Source organism: Xanthomonas sp. NCPPB 3174, assembly GCF_056725205.1.
The window spans coordinates 1,063,390-1,086,004 of sequence record NZ_CM161517.1; the positions used below are offsets into that span (position 1 = coordinate 1,063,390).

General features: G+C 69.4%; 22 protein-coding genes and 1 tRNA gene. 19 read left to right on the forward strand and 4 right to left on the reverse strand.

Annotated features, from left to right (window positions below):
• Window positions 1–8 precede the first annotated feature (8 nt).
• Both AC1PK7_RS04825 and AC1PK7_RS04830 read left to right on the forward strand, forming a co-directional pair.
• Window positions 9–986 (forward strand): glycosyltransferase family 2 protein, encoded by a 978-nt coding sequence (locus AC1PK7_RS04825; RefSeq protein ID WP_481100024.1) that lies wholly within the window; start codon window positions 9–11, stop codon window positions 984–986.
• Window positions 983–2,830, forward strand: coding sequence for a hypothetical protein (locus AC1PK7_RS04830; protein ID WP_481100025.1), 1,848 nt, complete (start codon window positions 983–985; stop codon window positions 2,828–2,830). Before AC1PK7_RS04825 ends, AC1PK7_RS04830 begins: the two co-directional genes overlap by 4 nt.
• A gap of 1 nt (window position 2,831) precedes the next feature.
• Here the strand turns inward: AC1PK7_RS04830 and AC1PK7_RS04835 are convergent, their stop codons facing one another.
• Complete coding sequence (locus AC1PK7_RS04835; protein WP_481100026.1) at window positions 2,832–3,404, reverse strand: Maf family protein; 573 nt, start codon at window positions 3,402–3,404, stop codon at window positions 2,832–2,834.
• 134 nt (window positions 3,405–3,538) lie between these two features.
• Here AC1PK7_RS04835 and AC1PK7_RS04840 point away from each other — a divergent pair, with 134 nt between their 5' ends.
• From AC1PK7_RS04840 to AC1PK7_RS04915, 16 genes are all read left to right on the forward strand, one after another.
• The gene (locus AC1PK7_RS04840) at window positions 3,539–4,048 is read left to right on the forward strand and encodes a YceD family protein (RefSeq protein WP_010342480.1); all 510 of its coding nucleotides are present in this window, start codon (window positions 3,539–3,541) and stop codon (window positions 4,046–4,048) included.
• 101 nt (window positions 4,049–4,149) lie between these two features.
• On the forward strand, window positions 4,150–4,344 hold the full coding sequence (gene rpmF / locus AC1PK7_RS04845) for a 50S ribosomal protein L32 (RefSeq protein WP_010342479.1): 195 nt from the start codon (window positions 4,150–4,152) through the stop codon (window positions 4,342–4,344).
• Between the two features lie 97 nt (window positions 4,345–4,441).
• Window positions 4,442–5,425 carry a beta-ketoacyl-ACP synthase III gene (locus AC1PK7_RS04850; RefSeq protein WP_420009064.1) on the forward strand — a complete coding sequence of 328 codons (984 nt, stop codon included), beginning with the start codon at window positions 4,442–4,444 and terminating at the stop codon, window positions 5,423–5,425.
• 547 nt (window positions 5,426–5,972) lie between these two features.
• Complete coding sequence (gene fabD / locus AC1PK7_RS04855; RefSeq protein WP_481100027.1) at window positions 5,973–6,917, forward strand: ACP S-malonyltransferase; 945 nt, start codon at window positions 5,973–5,975, stop codon at window positions 6,915–6,917.
• Between the two features lie 91 nt (window positions 6,918–7,008).
• Window positions 7,009–7,752: a 3-oxoacyl-ACP reductase FabG gene (gene fabG / locus AC1PK7_RS04860; protein WP_152243112.1), complete on the forward strand. Its 744-nt coding sequence runs from the start codon at window positions 7,009–7,011 to the stop codon at window positions 7,750–7,752.
• Window positions 7,753–7,957: 205 nt separating this feature from the next.
• Window positions 7,958–8,197: an acyl carrier protein gene (acpP, locus tag AC1PK7_RS04865; RefSeq protein ID WP_010342475.1), complete on the forward strand. Its 240-nt coding sequence runs from the start codon at window positions 7,958–7,960 to the stop codon at window positions 8,195–8,197.
• Window positions 8,198–8,326: 129 nt separating this feature from the next.
• Window positions 8,327–9,562: a beta-ketoacyl-ACP synthase II gene (gene fabF, locus AC1PK7_RS04870; protein WP_242161390.1), complete on the forward strand. Its 1,236-nt coding sequence runs from the start codon at window positions 8,327–8,329 to the stop codon at window positions 9,560–9,562.
• Between the two features lie 184 nt (window positions 9,563–9,746).
• Window positions 9,747–11,096, forward strand: a complete 1,350-nt coding sequence (locus AC1PK7_RS04875; protein WP_420009066.1) for an aminodeoxychorismate synthase component I — start codon at window positions 9,747–9,749, stop codon at window positions 11,094–11,096.
• A 68-nt stretch (window positions 11,097–11,164) separates the two neighbouring features.
• Window positions 11,165–12,232 (forward strand): endolytic transglycosylase MltG, encoded by a 1,068-nt coding sequence (mltG, locus tag AC1PK7_RS04880; protein WP_481100028.1) that lies wholly within the window; start codon window positions 11,165–11,167, stop codon window positions 12,230–12,232.
• Entirely contained in the window at window positions 12,229–12,900 is a 672-nt protein-coding gene (gene tmk / locus AC1PK7_RS04885) for a dTMP kinase (RefSeq protein WP_371181195.1), read from the forward strand. The genes mltG and tmk overlap by 4 nt, the downstream gene beginning before the upstream one ends.
• Window positions 12,897–13,853: a DNA polymerase III subunit delta' gene (locus AC1PK7_RS04890; protein WP_481100029.1), complete on the forward strand. Its 957-nt coding sequence runs from the start codon at window positions 12,897–12,899 to the stop codon at window positions 13,851–13,853. Before tmk ends, AC1PK7_RS04890 begins: the two co-directional genes overlap by 4 nt.
• 2 nt (window positions 13,854–13,855) lie before the next feature.
• Window positions 13,856–14,209, forward strand: a complete 354-nt coding sequence (locus tag AC1PK7_RS04895; protein WP_160966255.1) for a PilZ domain-containing protein — start codon at window positions 13,856–13,858, stop codon at window positions 14,207–14,209.
• Window positions 14,210–14,296: 87 nt separating this feature from the next.
• Window positions 14,297–14,371 (forward strand) — tRNA-Val (locus AC1PK7_RS04900).
• A 194-nt stretch (window positions 14,372–14,565) separates the two neighbouring features.
• On the forward strand, window positions 14,566–15,048 hold the full coding sequence (locus AC1PK7_RS04905; protein WP_481100030.1) for an ImmA/IrrE family metallo-endopeptidase: 483 nt from the start codon (window positions 14,566–14,568) through the stop codon (window positions 15,046–15,048).
• Entirely contained in the window at window positions 15,045–15,503 is a 459-nt protein-coding gene (locus AC1PK7_RS04910; RefSeq protein WP_481100031.1) for a hypothetical protein, read from the forward strand. Before AC1PK7_RS04905 ends, AC1PK7_RS04910 begins: the two co-directional genes overlap by 4 nt.
• 145 nt (window positions 15,504–15,648) lie before the next feature.
• Complete coding sequence (locus tag AC1PK7_RS04915) at window positions 15,649–16,419, forward strand: DNA-formamidopyrimidine glycosylase family protein (protein ID WP_481100032.1); 771 nt, start codon at window positions 15,649–15,651, stop codon at window positions 16,417–16,419.
• Window positions 16,420–16,599: 180 nt separating this feature from the next.
• Here the strand turns inward: AC1PK7_RS04915 and AC1PK7_RS04920 are convergent, their stop codons facing one another.
• Window positions 16,600–17,325, reverse strand: a complete 726-nt coding sequence (locus AC1PK7_RS04920) for an ArsR/SmtB family transcription factor (RefSeq protein WP_481100033.1) — start codon at window positions 17,323–17,325, stop codon at window positions 16,600–16,602.
• A 13-nt stretch (window positions 17,326–17,338) separates the two neighbouring features.
• On the opposite strand from AC1PK7_RS04920, the gene AC1PK7_RS04925 reads away from it, so the two are divergent.
• Window positions 17,339–17,896 (forward strand): nuclear transport factor 2 family protein, encoded by a 558-nt coding sequence (locus tag AC1PK7_RS04925; protein ID WP_481100034.1) that lies wholly within the window; start codon window positions 17,339–17,341, stop codon window positions 17,894–17,896.
• 79 nt (window positions 17,897–17,975) lie between these two features.
• Here AC1PK7_RS04925 and AC1PK7_RS04930 read toward each other — a convergent pair whose 3' ends face one another.
• Together AC1PK7_RS04930 and AC1PK7_RS04935 are read right to left on the reverse strand one after the other, a co-directional pair.
• Window positions 17,976–21,188 carry an error-prone DNA polymerase gene (locus AC1PK7_RS04930; RefSeq protein WP_481100035.1) on the reverse strand — a complete coding sequence of 1,071 codons (3,213 nt, stop codon included), beginning with the start codon at window positions 21,186–21,188 and terminating at the stop codon, window positions 17,976–17,978.
• A complete protein-coding gene (locus tag AC1PK7_RS04935; RefSeq protein WP_481100036.1) occupies window positions 21,185–22,609 on the reverse strand; it encodes a Y-family DNA polymerase in 1,425 nt (474 codons plus the stop codon). Before AC1PK7_RS04935 ends, AC1PK7_RS04930 begins: the two co-directional genes overlap by 4 nt.
• Between the last annotated feature and the right edge of the window lie 6 nt (window positions 22,610–22,615).

Sequence of the window (22,615 nt, forward strand, 5' to 3'; positions counted from 1 at the left end):
CGCCGCCCATGTCCAGTTCCCCCTCCGACCGTCCCGCGGCCGCGCCGCGGATCGCGGTGCTGGTGCCGTGCCACAACGAGGCGGCCACCATCGGCCAGGTGGTGGCCGATTTCGCCATGCATCTGCCTGGCGCGCAGGTCCACGTGTTCGACAACAACTCCAGCGACGCCACCATTGCCCGGGCGCGTGCGGCCGGCGCGGTGGTGCGCGAGGTCGCGCTGCAGGGCAAGGGCAACGTGGTGCGGCGCCTGTTCGCCGACATCGAGGCCGACGTCTACGTGCTGGTCGACGGCGATGCGACCTACGATGCAGCGATGGCGCCGGCTCTGGTCGAGCGCCTGCTGCGCGACGGGCTGGACATGGTGGTGGGCGCGCGCCGCAGCGATGCGGCGGCCGCTTACCGCGTCGGCCATCGCGCCGGCAACGTGCTGCTGACCCGCTGCGTGGGCTTCCTGTTCGGCCGCAGCTTCGACGACATGCTGTCCGGCTACCGGGTGTTCTCGCGGCGCTACGTGAAGTCGTTCCCCGCGCACGCCGCCGGCTTCGAGACCGAGACCGAACTGGCGGTGCACGCGCTGCAGCTGCGCATGCCGGTGGCGGAAGTGGACACCGCCTACGGCGCGCGTCCGGAAGGATCGCAGAGCAAGCTGCGCACCTGGCACGACGGCACCCGCATCCTGTTGACCATCCTGCGCCTGTTCAAGGCCGAGCGACCCTTGCTGTTCTTCTCGCTGGGGTTCGGCGCCTGCGTGCTGCTGGCGCTGGCGCTGGCGGTGCCGTTGTTTCAGACCTACCTGGAGACCGGCCTGGTGCCGCGCTTCCCCACCGCGATCCTGTGCTCGGCGCTGGTCCTGCTCGGCGTGCTGCTGCTGGCCTGCGGGCTGATCCTGGACACGGTCACGCGCGGCCGCATCGAGGCCAAGCGCCTGGCGTACCTGGCGATCCCGGCCTGGCCGGTGGACGCGCAGCGGAGCGACGGCGCATGAGCGCGTCCGTTGCTGCGGCGGCCGTGCCGCGCCCGACCTGCCGCCAGCGCCTGCTGGCCGCGCTGGATCGCCGCTTCGCCTTCCACAGCCGCGGCAACGTGATCGCCGCCGGCGTGGCGGTGGCGTTGCTGGGCGGGCTGTTGTCGCTGTGGCTGGGCCAGGACGCCAACTGGGACCTGCGCAACTACCACCTGTACAACGGCTACGCCGCGCTGCACGGCCGCCTCGGTATCGACCTGGCGCCGGCGCAGATGCAGAGCTACTTCAATCCGCTGCTGGACGTGCTGCATTACGCGCTGTTCGTCGGCCTGCCTGCGCCGCTGGCCGGGTTCGCGATGGGCGTGCTGCATGCGCTGGCGTTCCTGCTGCTGGCCGGCATCGTCTGGCAGGTGCTGGACCCGCGGCTGGACCGCGCGCGCCTGGTGCCGTGGCTGGCGTTGGCCGGCCTGTGCAGCGCCGCGTTCCTGTCCGAGTTCGCCGGCACCATGGGCGACAACACCAGCGCGCTGCCGGTGCTGGGCGCGCTGCTCGCCGCACTGCACGCGCAACGCCGCCAACAGGCCGCGAGGCACGGCGTGGCGCTGGGCTGGTGGACGCTGGTCGGCGCCCTGCTCGGGCTGGCGATGGCCTGCAAGCTGACCAATGCGCTGTTCGCGCTGGCCCTGGGCGTGGCCGCGCTGGTCGCCGGCGGGCGCCCGCGGCAGCGGATCGGCGGTGCCGCGGTGCTGACCGCGGTGACGGTGCTCAGCTTCGCGCTGCTGGCCGGGCCGTGGCTGCTGCGGGTCTGGCAGACCTTCGGCAACCCGCTGTTCCCGCAGTTCAACAGCCACTTCCTGGCGCCGCTGGCGCAACCGGTGGCGGTCAGCGACACGCGCTGGTTGCCGAAGACGCTGTGGGAGTGGCTGACCTGGCCGCTGCAGTTCTCGCTGGCGCCGAACCGGGTCAGCGAGGTGCGCCTGCGGCAACTGGTGTGGCCGCTGCTGTATCTGCTGGGCCTGGTCGCGCTGCTGCGCTGGATGCTGCGGCGTCCGCGCGCCTGCGCGCCGGCGGAGGTGGTCGCGCCGGCGTGGCGTGCGGTGCTGGTGTTCGTGGTGGTGGCCTTCCTCGCCTGGCAGGCGGCCTTCAGCATCCAGCGCTACCTGGTGGTGCCGGAGCTGCTGGCGCCGCTGCTGCTGTGGGTGGGGCTGCGGCGGCTGTTGCCGGCGCGCATCGCCGCGCCGGCGGCGCGCTGGACCCTGATCGCCTGTGCGGCCTTTGCGCTGTACGGCTGGGGCGAGTGGGGGCACGAGCGCTGGGCGCGCGAGGCGTTCCGGGTGCAGGCGCCGCCGATGCCGCAACCCGAGCGCAGCCTGGTGCTGCTGGTCGGCGATGCGCCGGAGTCCTGGCGCATTCCGTTCCTGCCCGGGCAGGCGGCGTACGCGTCGGTCGCCTCCAATTTCCCGGAAACGCCGGCCTACGCCGCGCGGGTGCGCGAGATGCTGGCGGCGCGCGGGCAGGGCTACGCGATGTTGCCGGCGGAAGTGGATCGCAATGTCGAGCGCCTGCAGCGGCTCAATGCAGTGGCCGCGCGCCTGGGCCTGGATCGCGGCCCGGACTGCGCGCTGATGCGGCGGCTGGCGTATCGCCCGGTGCGCGCGGGCGTGAACGTCGATGCCGGCCGCTGCCGCTGGGTGCTGCTGCCGGAACGGGCCGTGGATGTCGCCGCCGCGGACCGCCAGGCCCAGGCGCTGGCCGCGCAGCAACTGGCGCGCTACGGCCTGGCGCTGCAGCCGGGGTCCTGTCAGCTCTACGCGTCCTGGGTCGGGCAAGCGCGCTTCCCGTACCAGTGGTGCCGTCTGCAGTGAACTAGGGCAGGGTGTAGCCGGCCTCGCGCAGCAGTTCGGACAGCGCGATCAGCGGCAGGCCGATCAGCGCGGTCGGATCCTGGTTGCGGATCGCGCGGAACAGGCTGATCCCCAGGCCTTCGCACTTGAAGCTGCCGGCGCAGTCCAGCGGCTGTTCGGCGGCGACGTAGCGGGCGATGGCGTCGGGCTGCAGGTCGCGGAACTGGACCTCGGTGAGGTCGCAGGCCTGCAGCGTGCGCGTGCCGCGCTGCAGGCACACGGCGGTATGGAAACGCACGCTGCGCCCGGACATGGCCGCCAGCTGCGCGTGCGCCGCGGCCACCTCGCCGGGCTTGCCCAGCGGTCGGCCATCCAGTTCGGCCACCTGGTCCGAGCCGATCACCCAGGCCTCCGGCATGCTGGCCGCGACCGTCGCGGCCTTGGCTGCCGCCAGCCGCTGCGCCAGCGCCAGCGGCGCTTCGCCGGGCAGCGGGGTCTCGTCGACCTGCGGACGCGCGCAGTCGAAGGGCAGGCGCAGCCGCTGCAGCAGCTCGCGGCGGTAGGCGGAAGTGGAAGCCAGGATCAGCGGCGGCATCGGCAAAGGGGCGGGGCGGCGGCGGGCCGGGGCCGGCAGTCTGCGGCGGCCGGCGCGGGCCGGCAAGGCGGCCAGTGCCGAGCGGGCGGGGCGGTTTGACAGCGGCCCCTGCATTCCTTAACATTCTGCGGCTTATGTCCGCGAACGTGCCCGAACTGTTGGATGCCTGGCGGATGGTCGCAGCGCGCAGGGTCTTCGAAGACCGCCTGCCGCTCTCGGCGATGACCCGTCTGCAAGGCAGCCTGGCCGACACCGAAGGCGAATGCCGCTACACGCTGGAATTCGGCCGCGACGCTGTACTGCAAGTGTCCTATGTCGAACTGAAGATCGAAACCGAGCTGCCGCTGATCTGCCAGCGCAGCCTGCAGCGCTTCCTGCTGCCGGTGTCGAGCGTGCAGCGGCTGGGGCTGATCCGCAGCGAGGAAGAAGAAGCCGCGCTGCCGCCGGATCACGAGGCCTTGCTGGTGCCGGAAGACGGCATGCTGCGGCCGGCCGATCTGGTCGAGGACGAGTTGGTGCTGGCGGTGCCGCTGGTGCCGGTGGCGCCCGGAAGCGAGGCGGTCGATCGCGACTGGCCGGCGACCGAGGAAGAAACGAGCAAGGTCAACCCGTTCGCGGCGTTGGCGGCGCTGAAGAAACAGTAGCGGTCGGTCCGCCTGCCGCTGCCTGAGGTTGTTGCCGGACGCGCGCGTCCTGCGCGACGTAATGACGACAGATGTAAACGAACCGAGTTTGGAGCAATCCCATGGCTGTGCAGAAATCCCGTGTCACCCCGTCCCGCCGCGGCCAGCGCCGTTCGCACGACGCCCTCAGCGCCAAGCAGCTGTCGACCGATCCGACCAGCGGCGAGATCCACCTGCGCCACCACGTCACCGCCGACGGTTACTACCGTGGCAAGAAGGTGATCGCCACCAAGACCGCGCAGGTCGAAGAAGATTGATCCGTGCCCGTCCACCGCGCTGCGGCGGACGGAGTCACCCATCTTCACAGGCCGCGCCGCACCGGGGCGGCCTGCGTAACAGGCAACAGGAACCAGCATGAGCAAGCGGATCTATTCCAGGATCGCGGGCACCGGCAGCTATTTGCCTGAAAAAGTGTTGACCAACGACGATCTGTCGCAGATGGTCGACACCAGCGACGAATGGATCCGCAGCCGTACCGGCATCCGCGAGCGGCACATCGCCGCCCCCGGCCAGACCGCCGGCGACCTGGGTTACGAGGCCGCGCTGAAGGCGATCGAAGCCGCCGGCATCGATGCCGCCGAACTCGACATGATCGTGGTCGGCACCACCACGCCGGATCTGATCTTCCCGTCCACCGCCTGCCTGATCCAGGCCCGCCTCGGCGTGGTCGGCTGCCCGGCCCTGGACGTCAACGCCGCCTGTTCGGGCTTCGTCTACGCGCTCAGCGTGGCCGACAAGTTCATCCGCAGCGGCGACGCCAAGACCGTGCTGGTGATCGGCACCGAAACCCTCAGCCGCATCGTCGACTGGACCGAGCGCACCACCTGCGTGCTGTTCGGCGACGGCGCCGGCGCGGTGGTCCTGCGCGCCGACGAAGACACCGGCATTCTCAGCACCCATCTGCATGCCGATGGCAGCAAGAAGGAACTGCTGTGGAATCCGGTCGGCATCGCCACCGGACTGGGCGACGGCACCGGCGATCCGGCCGCCGGCGGCATCCAGATGAAGGGCAGCGAGGTGTTCAAGTACGCGGTCAAGGCGCTGGACGCCGTGGTCGACGAGACCCTCGAGGCCAACGGCCTGGACAAGCACGACCTGGACTGGCTGATCCCGCACCAGGCCAACCTGCGCATCATCGAGGCCACCGCCAAGCGCCTGGAACTGCCGATGGAGCAGGTGGTGGTGACGGTGGACATCCACGGCAACACCTCCTCCGCCTCGGTGCCGATGGCGCTGGACGTGGCGGTGCGTTCGGGCCGCGTGCAGCGCGGCCAGTTGCTGCTGCTGGAAGCCTTCGGCGGCGGCTTCACCTGGGGCTCGGCGCTGCTGCGCTACTGAGCCTGTTTCCGCGCCCGGCGCCGTTGGCGGCGTCGGTGCGCGGATGCCAATCCAATACCGGTGTTGGGCGTCGTCACCACGACGCGCTGCAATGCGCTGGCCGAATCCAATTCTCCTGACGCCAGCGCGCGCATCGCGGCGCGTGGTCTGCGCTGCCCGTACCGCGCGCTGCGTCTGCGATCGCCTTCCTTTCGCAAACATCACGCCGCGCGCGAAAAGCGCGATTCGCCCAGCGTGGTCGCCTGTGGGTGCGCGCTTTTTGCGTTGTCGCCTGGGCGTCCAGCCGCGCCCATCGGACATGCCCCTCGTTCCGCTTCTCCCCGGTTACGCGCTGCCAGCCCCCTTGCCCGCCCTCGTGATCGCAACGCCGTGCGCCCGCGTGCGTCCCGCGCTTCACGTGTGCTGTCGGCCTGACACCGGTCGTCGCCGAGCGAGGCGCGAACGGCGGCATGCGATGGGCGAGCCGCCATTTCACATACGCCCGGGTACAGACGCCCGGCCGGTTTCGCCCGTATCATCGCCGCTTGATTTTCGCAGGGCCAACCGCGTGACCGACTCCACACTCGCCTTCGTCTTCCCCGGCCAGGGTTCGCAATCGCTGGGCATGCTGGCCGAACTGGCCGAATTGCATCCGCAGCTGCGCGACAGCTTCGCCGAAGCCTCCGACGGCGCCGGCGTGGACCTGTGGGCGCTGAGCCAGGGCGGCCCGGAAGAGATGCTCAACCGCACCGAGTACACCCAGCCGGCGCTGTTGGCCGCGAGCGTGGCGCTGTGGCGGCTGTGGCTGGCCGAGGGCGGGGCGCGTCCGGCGCAACTGGCCGGGCACAGCCTGGGCGAATACAGCGCGCTGGTCGCCGCCGGCGCCCTGTCGCTGCACGACGGCGCGCACCTGGTGCGGCTGCGCGGGCAACTGATGCAGGACGCCTCGCCGGCCGGCGTGGGCGCGATGGCCGCGGTGCTCGGCGCCGAGGACGCGCTGGTCGAAGAGGTCTGCGCGCAGGCCGCCGGCAGTCAGGTGGTGGTGCCGGCCAACTACAACTCGCCGGGGCAGGTGGTGATCGGCGGCGATGCCGCGGCGGTCGACCGCGCGCTGGCGCTGCTGGCCGAGCGCGGCGTGCGCAAGACGGTGAAGCTGGCGGTCAGCGTGCCGTCGCACACCCCGCTGATGCGCGAGGCCGCCAATCGCCTGGCCGAGGCGATGCGCGGGCTGGCCTGGCAGGCGCCGCAACTGCCGGTGGTGCAGAACGCCGACGCGCAGGTGCACGAGGGTGTCGAGGCGATCCGCCAGGCGCTGGTCGAGCAGTTGTACCTGCCGGTGCGCTGGACCGGGTGCGTGCAGGCGCTGGCCGCCGGTGGCGCCACCCGCCTGGCCGAGTGCGGACCGGGCAAGGTGCTGACCGGGCTGGTCAAGCGCATCGACAAGTCGCTCGACGGCCGTGCCCTGGGCACGCCCGCCGAGTTCGCCGGCGCGCGCGAGGCCTGGGCCTCCTGATCGCCGGCCGCCGCGCGGTGCGTCTCGCGTCCGCGCCGGTCTCCTTCCTTTCCCCCGGCGCCATGCGCCGTCCGTCTCCAAGGAAACGCACATGAGCAAGCCATTGCAGGGCGAGATCGCGCTGGTCACCGGCGCCAGCCGCGGCATCGGTGCCGCCATCGCCGACGAACTGGCCGCGCAGGGCGCCACCGTCATCGGCACCGCCACCTCCGACGCCGGCGCGCAGGCGATCGGCGCGCGCCTGGCCGCCCACGGCGGCCACGGCCGCGCGCTGGACGTCACCGACGGCGCCGCGGTCGATGCGCTGATCGAGGCGATCGCCAAGGAGTTCGGCCCGGTCTCGATCCTGGTCAACAACGCCGGCATCACCCGCGACAACCTGCTGATGCGGATGAAGGACGACGACTGGCAAGCGATCCTCGACACCAACCTGACCAGCGTGTTCCGCACCTCCAAGGCGGTGCTGCGCGGCATGATGAAGGCGCGCAAGGGCCGCATCGTCAACATCGCCTCGGTGGTTGGCGTGACCGGCAATCCGGGCCAGGCCAACTACGCCGCGGCCAAGGCCGGCATCATCGCCTTCTCCAAGTCGATGGCCAAGGAAATCGGCTCGCGCGGCATCACCGTCAACGTGGTCGCGCCGGGCTTCATCGATACCGACATGACCAAGGCGCTGCCGGAAGCGCAACGCACCGCGCTGCTGGAGCAGATCGCGCTCGGCCAGCTCGGCCAGCCGTCCGACATCGCCAACGCGGTGGCGTTCCTGGCCGGGCCCGGCGCCGGCTACATCACCGGCGAAACCCTGCACGTGAACGGCGGGATGTACATGCCGTGAGCCTGCGGCGCAACGGACGCGCCTAAGTGGCTGATCGGCCGGCATTTGTGCAGCGCTGCAAGGGCCAGTCGGTTTCCACTACACTATCCAACGCGGCCATCGCAGCCCGATGGCGTTTTGTGAGTCCCTCACAGGAGCACCGCACATCCGAGTGCGGGGATCCTAAAACTCGAACCACCACTACTCCATCTGGAGCGATATCCCAATGAGCACCATCGAAGAACGCGTCAAGAAAATCGTCGTCGAACAGCTCGGCGTCAAGGAAGAAGAAGTCACCAACAACGCATCGTTCGTCGATGACCTGGGTGCCGACTCGCTGGACACCGTCGAGCTGGTGATGGCCCTGGAAGAAGAGTTCGAGTGCGAGATCCCGGACGAAGAAGCCGAGAAGATCACCTCGGTGCAGCAGGCCATCGACTACGTCAAGGCGCACGTCAAGAGCTGAGGCTGCGTTCGCGATCGCCATCGGCGCCTGCGTGGGCCCGATGCGCGTGACAATCCCATGGGGCCGCGCATGCGGCCCTGTGTTTTTACAGCGTCAAGGCCGCGCGTATCGCGGTGAGGAGATTTCGCAATGAGCCGTCGTGTCGTCGTAACCGGCATGGGCCTGGTGTCGCCGTTGGGCAATGACCTGGCCAGCAGTTGGGAAGGGATCGTCAACGGACGCTCCGGCATCGGCCCGATCACCCAGATCGATGCGTCTCAGTTCACCACCAAGATCGCCGGCGAGATCAAGGATTTCGATCCGACCAAGTTCATCTCGTCCAAGGACGCGCGCAAGATGGACTCGTTCATCCATTACGGCGTCGGCGCCTCGTTCATGGCGCTGGACGATTCCGGCCTGGAGATCACCGAGGCCAATGCCGAGCGCATCGGCGCGATCCTCGGCTCCGGCATCGGTGGCCTGCTCGGCATCGAGGAACAGACCGTCAAATTCCACGAGGGCGGCGCGCGCAAGATCTCGCCGTTCTACGTGCCCAGCACCATCATCAACATGCTGCCGGGCCAGGTGAGCCTGATCAAAGGGCTGAAGGGGCCGACCTTCTCCGCGGTCTCGGCCTGCGCCACCTCCAACCATTCCATCGGTACCGCGATGCGCATGATCCAGCACGGCGACGCCGACGTGATGCTGGCCGGCGGCGCCGAGCGCGGCTCCTCGCCGACCTCGGTGGGCGGCTTCTGCTCGATGAAGGCGATGTCCACCCGCAACGACGATCCCGCCGCCGCCTCGCGCCCGTGGGACAAGGAGCGCGACGGCTTCGTGCTCGGCGACGGCGCCGGTGTGCTGGTGCTGGAAGAGTACGAACACGCCAAGGCGCGCGGCGCGCGCATCTACGCCGAACTGGTCGGTTTCGGCGCCAGCTCCGACGCCTTCCACATGACCGCCCCGAGCGAGGACGGTGAAGGCGCCGCGCGCAGCATGGTGGCGGCGATGAAGGACGCCAAGCTCAACCCGGACCAGGTCGACTACCTCAACGCGCACGGCACCTCCACGCCGCTGGGCGATCTGGCCGAGACCCTGGCGATGAAGCGCGCGCTGGGCGATCACGCCTACAAGACCATGGTCAGCTCCACCAAGTCGATGACCGGCCACCTGCTCGGCGCCGCCGGCGGTGCCGAAGCGATCTTCTCGGTGATGGCGATCCACGCCGGCATCATCCCGCCGACCATCAACCTGCACGAGCCGGGCGAAGGGTGCGATCTGGATTACGTGCCGAACGTGGCGCGCGAGAAGCAGATCGACGTGGCGATGTCGAATGGGTTCGGCTTCGGTGGGACCAACGGGACGTTGGTGTTCAAGCGGGTCTGAGGGGGCGTAGCCCCCTCGGGATTCGGGAGTGGGATTCGGGATTGGGTAAAGCCGGCGCCTGATTGATGCCGCGCTTTTTCTCCCTGACACGGGTGCGCGGCATGTCCGCGCTGCCATCCCCGGCGCCGCATCGCCCGGCGGCGCCTTCGCCGCCTCACGTTTTCATTCTTCCAGCGGATCTTCGATGCTGCGTACCGTTCCCTTGCCGGCCGAGGTCGATCTGCTGGCGCTGCATCGCCTGGCGCCGCAGCGGTATCCGGTGTTGCTGGAATCGGCGGCGTCGGGCACGGCGCAGGGGCGCTGGGATCTGTTGCTGGTCGCCGACGGGCAAGGCCTGCGGCTGGATCGCGACGGGGGCACTCGCGCGTTGGACGGTACGGCGGTCGCCGGCGATTTCCTCGATGCGCTGGACGCGCACTGGCAGGCCGAGCGCTGCGAACGCGACGAACCGCGCTGGCCGTTTCGTGGCGGCTGGGCGCTGCTGCTGGACTACGAACTCGCTGCGCAGGTGGAGCCGGTGCTGCAGTTGCCGCAGTCCGCCGCGGCCTCGCCTGCCGCGCTGGCCTTGCGCTGTCCCGCGGCGCTGCTGCGCGATCACGTCACCGGCGACTGCGTGGCGCTGGCCGAACCCGCGCATGCGGCATTGCTGGAGGCCGTGCTCGACGATCTGCAGGCGCTGCCTACAGCCACACCGGCGCCCGCCTGGCAGGCGCCGCTGGCGATCGAGGAAGACCCGCCGCAGCGCTTCGTCGATGGCGTGCGCCGCATCCTCGACTACCTGCGCGCCGGCGACGTGTTCCAGGTCAACCTGTCGCGGCGCTGGTCGGCGCGCTTCGCCGCGCCGTTGGCGCCGGCGGCGCTGTACGCGCAACTGCGCCGCGCCAATCCCGCACCGTTCGCCGGCCTGTTCGTCGGCCACGGCCGCGCCGTGGTCAGTTCCTCGCCGGAACGGCTGGTGTCGGTGCGCGGCGACGTGGTCGAGACTCGGCCGATCGCCGGCACCCGCGCACGCGCGCCGGGCGACGACGAGGCCGCGCGCATCCGCGAACTGGTCGGGCACCCCAAGGAGCGCGCCGAGCACGTGATGCTGATCGACCTGGAGCGCAACGACCTGGGGCGGATCTGCGCGCCGGGCAGCGTCGAGGTCGACGAGCTGATGACCGTGGAGAGCTACGCCCACGTGCACCACATCGTCAGCAACGTGCGCGGCCGGCTGCGTGCGGGCACCACCCCGGGCGGGACGATCCGCGCCACCTTCCCCGGCGGCACCATCACCGGCTGCCCCAAGGTGCGTTGCATGCAGATCATCGCCGAGCTGGAGCAGACCCCGCGCGGTGCCTACACCGGCGCGTTCGGCTGGCTCAACCGCGACGGCGACATGGACCTGAACATCCTCATCCGCACCGCCGAGGTGGACGGCGCGCAGGTGCAGTTCCGCACCGGCGCCGGCATCGTGTTCGACTCCGACCCGGAGCGCGAACTCGACGAGACCCGGGCCAAGGCGCGCGGCCTGCTGCGTGCGCTGGAGCCGTGAGCGGGGCGACGCGATACCGGGCAGCACCGGCCGCGCGGTATCCTGCACGCCATTGAATTCGCTCCGAGGTGGTCGTGGCTTGGGCTAAACGCGGGTGTCTGACCCTGCTGGGAACATTGCTGGTGCTGGCGCTGCTGGTGGCCGCGGCCGGCGCCTGGTGGTGGCACAGCTATCGCGCCTTCGCCGAGCAGCCGCTGCAGGCGAGCCAGCCCAGCGTGGAGGTGGCGCGCGGCGCCTCGCTCAACGGCGTGCTGCGCAAGCTGCGCGCCGCCGGCGTGACCCAGGGCAGCGACCTGCAATGGCAGGTGCTGGCGCGCGAACTGGGCGTGGCCGGCAAGCTCAAGTTCGGCGAATACGCGTTGCAGCCGGCACTGAGCCCGCGCGAGCTGCTGCTGCGCATGCGCAAGGGCCAGGTGATCCAGTACCGCTTCACCATCGTCGAAGGCTGGAACGTGCGCCAGTTGCGCAGCGCCTTGAACGCGGCCACGCCGCTGGTGCACACCACCGCCGACCTCAGCGACAGCGAACTGATGGCCAAGCTCGGCCAACCCGGCCAGCACCCGGAAGGCCGCTTCCTGCCCGAAACCTACCTCTACCAGCGCGGCGACACCGACCTGCAACTGCTGCGCCGCGCGCATGCGGCGATGGACAAGGCCCTGGCCGATGCCTGGGACGCGCGCGCCAAGGACCTGCCACTGCAGTCGCCGGAGCAGGCGCTGATCCTGGCCTCGATCGTGGAGAAGGAAACCGGCCTGGCCGCCGAGCGCCCGCAGATCGCCGGCGTGTTCGTGCGCCGCCTGCAACTGGGCATGAAACTGCAGACCGACCCGAGCGTGATCTACGGCATCGGCAGCGCCTACGACGGCAACATCCGCAAGCGCGACCTGGAGACCGATACGCCGTACAACACCTACACCCGCACCGGCCTGACCCCGACCCCGATCGCCATGCCCGGGCGCGAGGCGCTGCGTGCCGCCACCAATCCGGCGCCGGGCGACAGCCTGTACTTCGTGGCCATTGGCGACGGCAGCGGCGCGCATGCGTTCTCCGCCAACTACGCCGAGCACAACGCGGCGGTGGCGCGCTACCTGCAGCGCCTGCGCCAGGCGCGCAACGGCGCGGCGGTGTCGCCATGAGCGAGGCCGTGCTGCGTCACCATCGCTTCGTCAGCCTGGAAGGCGGCGAGGGCGCCGGCAAGACCACCGCGATCAACGCGATCCGCGACGCATTGCAGGCGCAGGGCCGCGAAGTGGTGCTGACCCGCGAACCGGGCGGCACGCCGCTGGCCGAGCGCATCCGCGCGCTGCTGCTGGACAAGACGCCCGGCGAAGTCGCCGAGCCGCTGGCCGCCGAGACCGAACTGCTGCTGGTGTTCGCCGCGCGCGCGCAGCACGTGCGCGAGGTGATCCGGCCGGCGCTGCAGCGCGGCGCCTATGTGGTCAGCGACCGCTTCACCGATTCCAGCTACGCCTACCAGGGCGAAGGCCGCGGCCTGGACCGCGCCTGGATCGCCGACCTGGAACGGCGCGCGGTCGGCCTGCAGCCGGGCCTGACCCTGCTGCTGGACCTGGACGTGCAGATCGGCCGCGCCCGCACCAGCGGTCGCGACCTGTGGCCGGACCGGATCGAGAGCGAGCAGGACGATTTCTTCCAGCGCGTGCGTGCCGGCTTCCGCCAGCGTGCCGCGCAGGATCCGCAGCGCTTCCGCGTCATCGACGCCAGCCAGCCGCCACAGGCGGTCGCCCAGGCGGTTGCCGCCGCGCTGGCGGCGTGGATGCAGCAGCAACGGGAGCCGACGCCATGAGCGATCTGCCGTTTGCGCCGTGGCAGCAGCGCGCCTACGACCAGACCGTGGCCGCGCTCGATGCCGGCCGCCTCGGCCATGGCCTGCTGATCTGCGGGCCGGAAGGCCTGGGCAAGCGCGCGGTGGCGCTGAAGCTGGCCGCGCACGTGCTCGGCCAGGGCGAGCCGGCCGCGGCCCTGCGCAGCGCGCAGCTGATCGCTGCCGGCACCCATCCCGACCTGCAACTGATCTCGTTCATTCCCAACCGCACCGGCGACAAGCTGCGCACCGAGATCGTCATCGAGCAGGTGCGCGAGATCTCGCAGAAGCTGGCGTTGACCCCGCAGTACGGCGTGGCCCAGGTGGTGGTGGTGGACCCGGCCGACGCGATCAACCGCGCCGCCTGCAACGCCCTGCTGAAGACGTTGGAAGAGCCGCAGCCCGGCCGCTATCTGTGGCTGATCAGCGCGCAGCCGGCGCGGCTGCCGGCGACCATCCGCAGCCGCTGCCAGCGCCTGGAGTTCAAGCTGCCGCCGGCCGACGAAGCGATCGCCTGGCTGCTGGCCCAGGACTTTCCCGAGAAGACCGCACGCGAAGCGCTGGATGCCGCGCGCGGCCATCCCGGCCTGGCCGCACAGTGGTTGCGCGAGGACGGATTGAAGCTGCGCCGGCAGGTGGCCGCCGACCTGGAGCAGGTCGCTGCCGGCAAGCTCGGCGCGCTGGACGCCGCGCAGCGCTGGAGCGGGGACGCACTCGCCGAGCAGCGCCTGGGCCATGCCGCCGACCTAGCGCTTGCCCAGGCGTCGCAGGCCGGCTTGACCGACCCGGCGCGATTGCACAAGCTGGCCGCGTGGTTCGACGCCGTCAATCGCACTCGCGATCTGCTGCGGACCACCGTGCGCGCCGACCTGGCGATCGCGGAACTGTTGCTGGCCTGGCGCGATGGCGATCGCCCGGCCCGGAGAGGGGCATAACGATGAGCGCGATGAGCGGACGCCAGGGCATCCTGTCGCTGGCGGTGAAGGACAAGGCGGCGCTATACAACGCCTACATGCCGTTCGTGAAGAACGGCGGCATCTTCGTGCCTACCCCCAAGCGCTACTTCCTCGGCGACGAGGTGTTCCTGCTGCTGACCCTGCCCGATTCCAGCGAGCGCCTGCCGGTGGCCGGCAAGGTGATCTGGGTGACCCCGGTCGGCGCCCAGGGCAACCGCGCCGCCGGCATCGGCGTGCAACTGCCGGACAACAGCGAAGGCGAGACCATCCGCACCAAGATCGAGACCCAGCTGGCCGGCACCCTCAACGCCGACAAGCCCACCCAGACCATGTAGCGGCGCCGTGGCGACGCCGCGCCACGGTCCTCGACAGGACCCATTGACGCCGCGCGCCACAGCCCTATAATGTGCGGCTCGCGACACGGGCGGTTAGCTCAGCGGTAGAGCATTGCCTTCACACGGCAAGGGTCGCAGGTTCGAACCCTGCACCGCCCACCATGCAATCAGCGTTGTTTGACTAAACCGGCCTTGAGCCGGTTTTTTCGTAATTGCTTGGCCTAAGGGCGTACGCGGCAGTTGTTAGTGGGATTACTAAATGATAGTTTGGTGGCGTAAGCTTGTGGGCATGCCCGTTGGCGTACGTTTCACACGGATGTTCCAGATGCGCACTCAGGAGAATGAGAGGTCAGCCGATGTTTGAACGGAAAGCAGCAAACGATCTGCTCGTTCGTCATTGGAGCGGTCGTCCAATTCCAGTCGATGCCTCCGACATCGCTAGGCGGGAAGGTATTGAGCTTGTCCCCTGCACAGCGGCGCAACTGCAGGGTGCGAGCGGTTGGTACCTGCGCAATCAAGGCGCCCGTCCGCGGATCCTTTACAACGTGCAGGATCCTCCCAATCGCCAACGGTTCACGATCGCTCACGAGTTGGGACATCATGCGCTTGGACACCAAGACAGTCCCCGCGATACGGCAGCCGCTTTCAGTACTGCCACTTGGGATCCTAAGGAAGTGGCGGCGAATAGGTTTGCCGCTGAGTTGCTGATGCCTGAGTTCGCAGTGAAGACGCTGGTACTCGACAGGCGCATTTCATCCACTACAGAGCTTGCGCGGGCATTCCATGTCTCAGACGTGGCGATGAGCTACCGCCTGAAGAATTTGGGGCTTGCCCGATGAATGACTCGGTCGATCCCACGACCGATTTATCCGGTGAAAACCGCGCCGGTGATTCCGCTAGGCAGTCTGGTCAAGTGGTTTTGGCGGTGCCTCCCACTGACCAGCAAGCAAAGAACTTCATCCAGCGCTATCGGATGCGGAGTTTTCTATTTAACAGCCTGCTGATTGCCACAGGCCTGTTCCTTCTAAATCTGCTATGCCTGCTGTGGTCGCTCTGGCATGGTAAGGCTTTGCTACTTGCATTCAGCGGCGTAAAGGTTCAAGCACTAACTTTCTACGCAGTTGTCCTGACAGTGTCCGCGGCAGTGCCACTTTCGATCATTCTCGCTCTGGTCAAGATGTCGTCCGAGCCACAAGTCAAGAGTAGCGATGAGCCTACAAGTGGCGTCCTCGCGACGCCGATCGGCGAAATCGTTAAGGCCTTCGCTGAAGCCTGCAAAAGCTTCAAAGGATAGTGGATTTTAGTTACTAAGAAGATCCCTGCGGAAGTGGGGGTTTTCTTTTGAGGTGTCGCTGTCACCCCGCCGATGCAGCCTCTCCCAGGTTGCCATGTAGGGTTAGGCTCACGACCCGCTCACGCCAGCGCTCGATACTGAGACCATGCCCGAAGGTCCCTCGATCGTCATCCTCAAAGAAGAAGCCGCCGCGTTCGCCGGGCGCAAGGTGTTGCGGGTCTCCGGCAACAGCAAGCTGGACCTGGAGCGAATGCGCAATCGCAAGATTCTGTCGCTGCGCAGTTGGGGCAAGCATTTCCTGATCGAGTTCGATGCGTTCAGTGTGCGCATCCATTTCCTGCTGTTCGGTAGCTACCGGATCAATGCACGTAAGGACGCGTCGGCGCGTCTGAGCCTGGGCTTCGCCAAGGGCGAGGAGCTGAACTTCTACGCGTGTTCGATCAAGTTCATCGACGGTCCGCTGGATGCGGTCTACGACTGGACGGCGGACGTGATGAATCCCGACTGGGATGCGGCGCAGGCGCGGCGCAAGTTGCGGCTGCGGCCGCAGACGCTCGCTGCCGATGCCTTGCTGGATCAGGATGTGTTCGCCGGCGTCGGCAACATCATCAAGAACGAGGTGCTGCACCGGATTCGTGTGCATCCGGAGAGCGAGATCGGTGCGTTGCCGCCGCGCAAGCTGGGCGAACTGGTGACGCAGGCGCGCGAGTACAGCTTCGATTTCTATCGCTGGAAGAAAGCCTACGAACTGAAGAAGCACTATCAGGTGCACACCAAGACGGTGTGTCCGCGCGACGGTCATTTGCTCACCTATCGCAAGCAACTCGGCAAGGCGCAGCGGCGCGCGTTTTTCTGCGAGCATTGTCAGCGGCGGTATGCGCTGGATGATGGGCTCCAGACCGACATGTTCAAGTAATCCTGCTACCGTCAGCGACGTGCTGATGGTGTTGGCAACTGAAAAGGCATGTGGCTTGGCTGCAGTGTCCGCGTTGGATGAGGTGACGGAGACCGTGTAGTCGGTGCCGGTGGCCGGCGCGCATGCGTCAGGCAAGGCAATGGGGCGTCGCCGTCCACCACGCGCGCCGATCGTCCTGCGTCAGGAGGGCAGCGCCACGGCCTCGTCTTCGAACCGCCGAATGCCGAGTTCGACGAGTAGGCCGGCCCAGCCTAGATCGGTGATCACCAACGCGCGGGAGCCGTCGAGGCGGCGTAGCCAGTGTCTGGCGCAGAACTGATCGAGCAGGGCGGCGCCCAGGGCGCCGGCGAGGTGGTGGCGACGTTCGGTCCAGTCCAGGCAGCGCCGGGCCAGAGCCCGGCGGCTTTGGGCAAGCTGTGGCAGCTCCACGCCCATGCGCGCGAACCATGCCGCGCCTTCGGGAGAGATGGCGTAGCGGTTGGTGTCGTCGTCGCCGGTCAGCCAGGCGCGCTGTTCCAGTGCCTCGGTGATCGCCACGCCGAGACGCCCGGCGAGGTGGTCGTAGCAGCAGCGTGCCAGGCGCAGCGATTGGGCGTCGCGATGCGGGGTGCGGCGGCGTGATGTCTGTGGTGGCGCGAGAGTGGCCAGCGTCTCGAGCACGGTGGCGACGTGCGCGTTGGCCAGGCGGTAGTAGCGGTGGCGGCCTTGGACCTCGACCGCGAGCAGGCCGCCGTCCAGCAGTTTTGCCAGGTGTGCGCTCGCGGTCTGCGGGGTGACGCCGCCGGCGAAGGCCAGTTCGCCAGCCGGCAGTGCGCGCCCATCGACCAACGCCATCAGCATGGCGGCGCGGGCCGGGTCGGCGATCAGGAACGCGGTCGCTGCCAGCTTGGGGTCTTCCAGATGCATCGTCACGCTCCTGATGGACGTGGTGATCATAGGGCTGGCCACGCCGCAATGTTTCGATGCGCACCGAAACGATGTGCCTGGCGGATTCCTAGACTGCGCGGATTCCCACCGGAGCCTGCCGATGCAGACGAACGAAACGTCGCCGAACCCCATCGAGCGCGATGCGCACCTCGTGTTCGAACATTGGCATCGGCATGTGGTCGCGCGCGATTTGCCGGCGTTGATGGCGCTGTATGCGCCGGATGCGCAGTTGGAATCGCCGTTGGCCTATGTGGCGTCGGCGGCGCGGCAGGACGGGCGGCTGCAGGGGCGCGACGCCATCGCGGCCTTCTTCGCTGCGTCCTTTGCCCAGCCCGAGAACGGCCTGGGGCGTTGGTATCGCAGCGGCCGCCGGCATGTGTCGGGGCTGCAATTGGTCTGGGAATATCCGCGCGAAACCCCGCAGGGCGATCAGGTCGATCTGGTGGAAGTGATGGACCTGGACGCCGCTGGGTTGATCGCCTGCCATCGCGTGTACTGGGGCTGGAAAGGCGTGCAGACGCTGCTGGCTGCGCTGGGTAGGCAGTCCTGAACTTGTGGATGTCACAGTAGCGAGCGCAACTGCACGTGCGCAGGCATCGCGTCCATCCGCGCGCCGCCGCGGCACCACCTCAATGAAAATCCCGGCTGCGGATGTCCAGGCCGAGCAGCATGGGCGTCAGGTCTTCGAGATGGCCGGCGATCAGGTGGCGGACCTTGCCTTCGGTCTCGACGCGACCGCGCACCAGCAGCAGCCGGGATTCGAGCAGGGCCTGGCGCTGGCGCTCGGCCAAGCGCCGCCACACCACCACGTTGACCAGGCCGTGCTCGTCTTCGAGGGTGACGAAGGTGACGCCGCTGGCGGTCTGCGGGCGCTGGCGCATGGTGACCAGGCCGGCGATGGCGACGGCACTGGCGTGCGGCAGCGCGCGCAGTTCGCCGGAATGGCGGTAGCGGCGCGCGCGCAGCTGCGCGCGCAGCAGGGTCAGCGGGTGCTTGCCCAGGGTGGTGCCGAGCGTCGCGTAGTCGGCGCGGATGTCTTCGCCCTGGCTGGGCAGCGGTAGCGCGACCTGCTGTTCGGGCGTCGCTGCGAGCGCTTCGAACAGCGGGCGCTGCGCCTCGACGCCGGCCACGGCCCAGCGGGCACGATGGCGATGGCCGGCCAGGGCTTTCAACGCGCCGGCGTCGGCGAGCGCGGCGCGGGCCTTGTCGTCGAGCGCGGCGCTGTGACACAGGTCGGAGAGGTCGTGGAACGGCGACTGCGCGCGCGCCTGCTGCAGGCGCAGCGCGGCGTCCTCGGCCAGGCCGCGGACCAGGCGCAGGCCCAGGCGGATCGCCGGCTGCACCTGCGGGTCGGGGCTGTACGCTTCCAGGCTGCAGTCCCAGTCGCTGTAGCGCACGTCCACCGGCCGCACCTGCAGGCCGTGGCGGCGCGCGTCCTGCAGCAACTGATCGGGGCTGTAGAAGCCCATCGGCCAACTGTTGATCAGCGCGCAGGTGAACGCCGCCGGCTCGTGGCACTTGAGCCAGCAACTGGCGTAGGTGAGCAGGGCGAAACTGGCGGCGTGGCTCTCGGGAAACCCGTAGCTGCCGAAGCCCTTGATCTGCTCGAAGATGCGTCCGGCGAATTCGGCGGTGTAGTTCTTCTTCAGCATGCCTTCCAACAATTTCTCGCGATGCGGTTCCAGCCCGCCGTGGCGTTTCCAGGCCGCCATCGAACGGCGCAGCTGATCGGCCTGGCCCGGCGTGTAGCCGGCAGCGACCACCGCGAGTTGCATCACCTGTTCCTGGAACAGCGGTACGCCGAGCGTGCGTTTGAAGACCTCGCGCAACTCGTCTGGCAGATCGTCGGTGGCTTCCTCGCCGCTGCGCCGGCGCAGGTACGGATGCACCATGCCGCCCTGGATCGGGCCGGGGCGCACGATCGCCACCTGGATGACTAGGTCGTAGAACTCTTTCGGCTGCAGTCGCGGCAGCATCGCCATCTGCGCGCGCGATTCGATCTGGAACACGCCGATGGTGTCGGCGCGCTGGATCATCGCGTAGGTCTGCGGGTCTTCGGCGGGAATGGTGGCGAGCGTGTAGTCGCGGCCGCGGTGCGCGCGCAGCAGGTCCAGGGTGCGCCGCAGCGCGCTGAGCATGCCCAGCGCGAGCACGTCGACCTTCATCAGCCCGACCAGCTCCAGGTCGTCCTTGTCCCACTGGATCACCGTGCGCTCGGCCATGGTCGCGTTCTCCACCGGCACCAGGGTGTGCAGCGCATGCTCGGAGATGACGAAGCCGCCGGGATGCTGCGACAGGTGCCGCGGGAAGCCGATCAGTTGGCTGGCGAGCACCAGCAGCCGCCGCATCACCGGCGTGTCCGGATCGAAGCCGCGTTCGCGCAGCAGCTCCTGCGCCGATTCCACCGGATCGCGCTGGCCCAGTGCGGAGGACAGCGCGTCTACGGTGTCGCTGGGCAGGCCCAGTGCGCGCGCCACGTCGCGTACCGCGCTGCGCGTGTGGTAGCTGATCGCCACCGCGGCCAGCGCAGCGCGCTCGCGCCCGTAGTGGCTGAAGATGTACTGGATCACTTCCTCGCGGCGGTCATGCTCGAAATCGATGTCGATGTCCGGCCGCTCCTTGCGCTCTTCGGAAATGAAGCGTTCGAACAGCATGCCGATGCGGTCCGGATCGATCGCGGTGATGCCCAGCGCGTAGCACACCGCCGAGTTCGCCGCCGAGCCGCGGCCCTGGCACAGGATGTCCTTGGAGCGTGCGAAGCGCACCAGGTCGTAAACGGTGAGGAAGTAGGACTCGTACTTCAGCCGCTCGATCACGCCGAGTTCGTGTTCGATCAGGCGCCGCGCCTTGTCCGGCACGCCGTGCGGCCAGCGCTCGGCCGCGCCGCGTTCGGTGAGGATGCGCAGCCATTGCGTGGGCGTGTGCGCGGGGGGCACCAGTTCGTGCGGGTATTCGTACTTCAGTTGGCCGAGGTTGAATGTGCAGCGCTGGGCGATGCGCACCGTTTCGGCCAGCAGCGCCGGCGGATACAGCGACGCCAGCGTGGCGCGCGGGCGCAGGTGGCGTTCGCCATTGGGGTACAGGTAGGCGCCGGCTTCGTGCAGCGGCAGGCGATGACGGATCGCGGTCAAGGTGTCCTGCAGGGCGCGACGGCCGCGTGCGTGCATGTGCACGTCGCCGCTGGCCACGGCCGGTAGCTGCAGCGCATGCGCCAACTGCAGGCGCGCCTGCAGCAGCGCGGCATCGTCGGGGCCGCGCAGCAGTTCCACTGCCAGCCAGAGCCGCTGCGGAAAACGTGCTTGCAGCCAGGCGCCGTCCGCGGCGTCGTTGCCGTCGCCGCGCGGCAGCCACAGGCACAGCAGGCCCGAGCCGTCGTCCGCGCTGGCCAGATCCTCGCGCAGCGCGCGGTAGCTGCCCTTGTTGGCGCGGCGCCGCGCCAGGGTGATCAGCCGGCACAGCCGCTGGTAGCCGTGCAGGGTCTCGGCCAGCAGCACCAGCTTGGGGCCATGCTCGAACTGGATCTCGCTGCCGACGATGAGGTGCAGGTCCATGTCCCGGGCCGCCTGCCACGCACGCACGATGCCGGCCAGGCTGCATTCGTCGGTGATTGCCAGCGCACGGTAACCGTGGCGCAGCGCGCGTTCGCACAGTTCCCAGGGGTGCGAGGCGCCACGCTGGAAGCTGAAGTTGGACAGGCAATGCAGTTCGGCGTAGTCGGGCAGCGCTGCGCCGGCTGGCGCACGTGGCGCGCTGGTGGCGGGCGCGCTGGTTTGCGCAGGCGCCGGCGTCGGCAGCAGCCGCAGGCGCGGCGGCATGCGCGGGTGCGGCGGGGTGTGGCTCATGCGAACCAGCCGTGCAGCATCAGTGCGTCCGGTGCGTCGGCCGGGGCGAAGGCCCAGGCGCGCTGGCCCTGGCGGGTGCGCACGACGTAGTAGTCGCGACGCACGTCGCCGTCGTCCCACCAGCCGCTCTCGATACGTTCCGGCCCGGCAAGGCGCTCGGGCGCGCGTTCGCGCAGCGGCACTGGCCGCGCCAGCAGCCAGCCGGGCCGTGGTGGCGCGTTGGCGGCGGGCGTGGCCGTGCTGCGCGCCGGCGTGGACTCGGCGCGCCAGGCCAGTTCCGGGCGGTGGTCGGCGTGCGCGCGCAGGCCATGCACGGCGTCGTCGCCCAGGCGCGCACGCAGGCGTTCGCGCAGTTGCTCCCACGGCAGCGCCTGCTGCGCGCGCTCGTCGAACAGTTCGCGCGCGGCCGGCACGAACGGCGGCAGTTCGTCGGCGCACAGGCGCAGCGCCTGCACCGGCGCCGGCACACTGGCCTGCTGCAGGCGCCCGCGCGCCAGTTCGAACAGCATCGCCGCATCGCGCTCGGCGGCGAGCAGGCCCACCGGCACCACGCTGGGCTCCAGGTCCTCGTGCTCCAGCAGCAGGCGGAAGCGCTGCACGCCGCCGTCGCGTCCGGCCAGGAACGCGGCCAGGTCCTGGGTCAGGCGGCGCAGCGGGAACAGCAGCGCCTGGTTGGATTCGGTGGCATAGCCCAGTTCCACACGCGCATCGAAGCGATCCGGCGGCAGGTAGTACTGCAACGGCAGCGGCGCCTGCCCGCGCAGCGCATCCAGGTGCTGCAGCAGGGCCGGCGGATAGCGCCGTGCCAGCGCGGTGCGCGGCAGGGCGAACAGTTGCTGCAGGCGGCGCAGGCCCATCCGCGCGAAGCCGTCGGCCAGGGCCGGCGGCAGCCCGGCACGGGCGATCGGCAACTGCCCCAGCGCGCGCTGCAGCGCGGCGTTGTCGAGCAGGGCGATGCCATCGTGGGCATTGACCAGTGCGCGCGCGGCCAGTGGATGCGGCGCGACCACGATGCGGTGGCGGAAGCCCAGCGCGGTCAGTTCCTCGCGCAGCCGCGCCTCGAAGCGCGGCCAGGGCCCGAACAGGCCGAGGCTGGCCTCGATCTCCAGCAGCAGCGCGCCGGGGTAGTCGGTGCTGACCAGCGAACTGAAGCGGTACGCCCAGGCGGCCAGGAACTGCTGGCTGCGGCGGCTTTCCTCGGCATCGTGCAGGGCGGTGGCGAAGCGGTCGCACAGCGCCTGCGCGGTCACCAACGATTGCCCGGGGCGCAGGCCGCGGGCGCGCGCGGCGGCGTTGACCGCCTTCAGCGTGCGCCGCTGCGGCGGGCCGTCGAGCAGCGCCAGCGGTTCGTCCGGCGACGGCCAGCGGCGCAGGACGGTGTCCAGCGCCAGTTGCGGCAACAGGATGCAGGCCCAGCGCATGCCCGC

Coding starts and splice junctions, on each gene's coding strand:
- AC1PK7_RS04825 (WP_481100024.1), top strand. CDS start 9: ATGTCCAGTTCCCCCTCCGACCGTCCCGCGGCCGCGCCGCGGATCGCG.
- AC1PK7_RS04830 (WP_481100025.1), top strand. CDS start 983: ATGAGCGCGTCCGTTGCTGCGGCGGCCGTGCCGCGCCCGACCTGCCGC.
- AC1PK7_RS04835 (WP_481100026.1), bottom strand. CDS start 3,404: ATGCCGCCGCTGATCCTGGCTTCCACTTCCGCCTACCGCCGCGAGCTG.
- AC1PK7_RS04840 (WP_010342480.1), top strand. CDS start 3,539: ATGTCCGCGAACGTGCCCGAACTGTTGGATGCCTGGCGGATGGTCGCA.
- rpmF (WP_010342479.1), top strand. CDS start 4,150: ATGGCTGTGCAGAAATCCCGTGTCACCCCGTCCCGCCGCGGCCAGCGC.
- AC1PK7_RS04850 (WP_420009064.1), top strand. CDS start 4,442: ATGAGCAAGCGGATCTATTCCAGGATCGCGGGCACCGGCAGCTATTTG.
- fabG (WP_152243112.1), top strand. CDS start 7,009: ATGAGCAAGCCATTGCAGGGCGAGATCGCGCTGGTCACCGGCGCCAGC.
- acpP (WP_010342475.1), top strand. CDS start 7,958: ATGAGCACCATCGAAGAACGCGTCAAGAAAATCGTCGTCGAACAGCTC.
- fabF (WP_242161390.1), top strand. CDS start 8,327: ATGAGCCGTCGTGTCGTCGTAACCGGCATGGGCCTGGTGTCGCCGTTG.
- AC1PK7_RS04875 (WP_420009066.1), top strand. CDS start 9,747: ATGCTGCGTACCGTTCCCTTGCCGGCCGAGGTCGATCTGCTGGCGCTG.
- tmk (WP_371181195.1), top strand. CDS start 12,229: ATGAGCGAGGCCGTGCTGCGTCACCATCGCTTCGTCAGCCTGGAAGGC.
- AC1PK7_RS04890 (WP_481100029.1), top strand. CDS start 12,897: ATGAGCGATCTGCCGTTTGCGCCGTGGCAGCAGCGCGCCTACGACCAG.
- AC1PK7_RS04895 (WP_160966255.1), top strand. CDS start 13,856: ATGAGCGCGATGAGCGGACGCCAGGGCATCCTGTCGCTGGCGGTGAAG.
- AC1PK7_RS04905 (WP_481100030.1), top strand. CDS start 14,566: ATGTTTGAACGGAAAGCAGCAAACGATCTGCTCGTTCGTCATTGGAGC.
- AC1PK7_RS04910 (WP_481100031.1), top strand. CDS start 15,045: ATGAATGACTCGGTCGATCCCACGACCGATTTATCCGGTGAAAACCGC.
- AC1PK7_RS04915 (WP_481100032.1), top strand. CDS start 15,649: ATGCCCGAAGGTCCCTCGATCGTCATCCTCAAAGAAGAAGCCGCCGCG.
- AC1PK7_RS04920 (WP_481100033.1), bottom strand. CDS start 17,325: ATGCATCTGGAAGACCCCAAGCTGGCAGCGACCGCGTTCCTGATCGCC.
- AC1PK7_RS04925 (WP_481100034.1), top strand. CDS start 17,339: ATGGACGTGGTGATCATAGGGCTGGCCACGCCGCAATGTTTCGATGCG.
- AC1PK7_RS04930 (WP_481100035.1), bottom strand. CDS start 21,188: ATGAGCCACACCCCGCCGCACCCGCGCATGCCGCCGCGCCTGCGGCTG.
- AC1PK7_RS04935 (WP_481100036.1), bottom strand. CDS start 22,609: ATGCGCTGGGCCTGCATCCTGTTGCCGCAACTGGCGCTGGACACCGTC.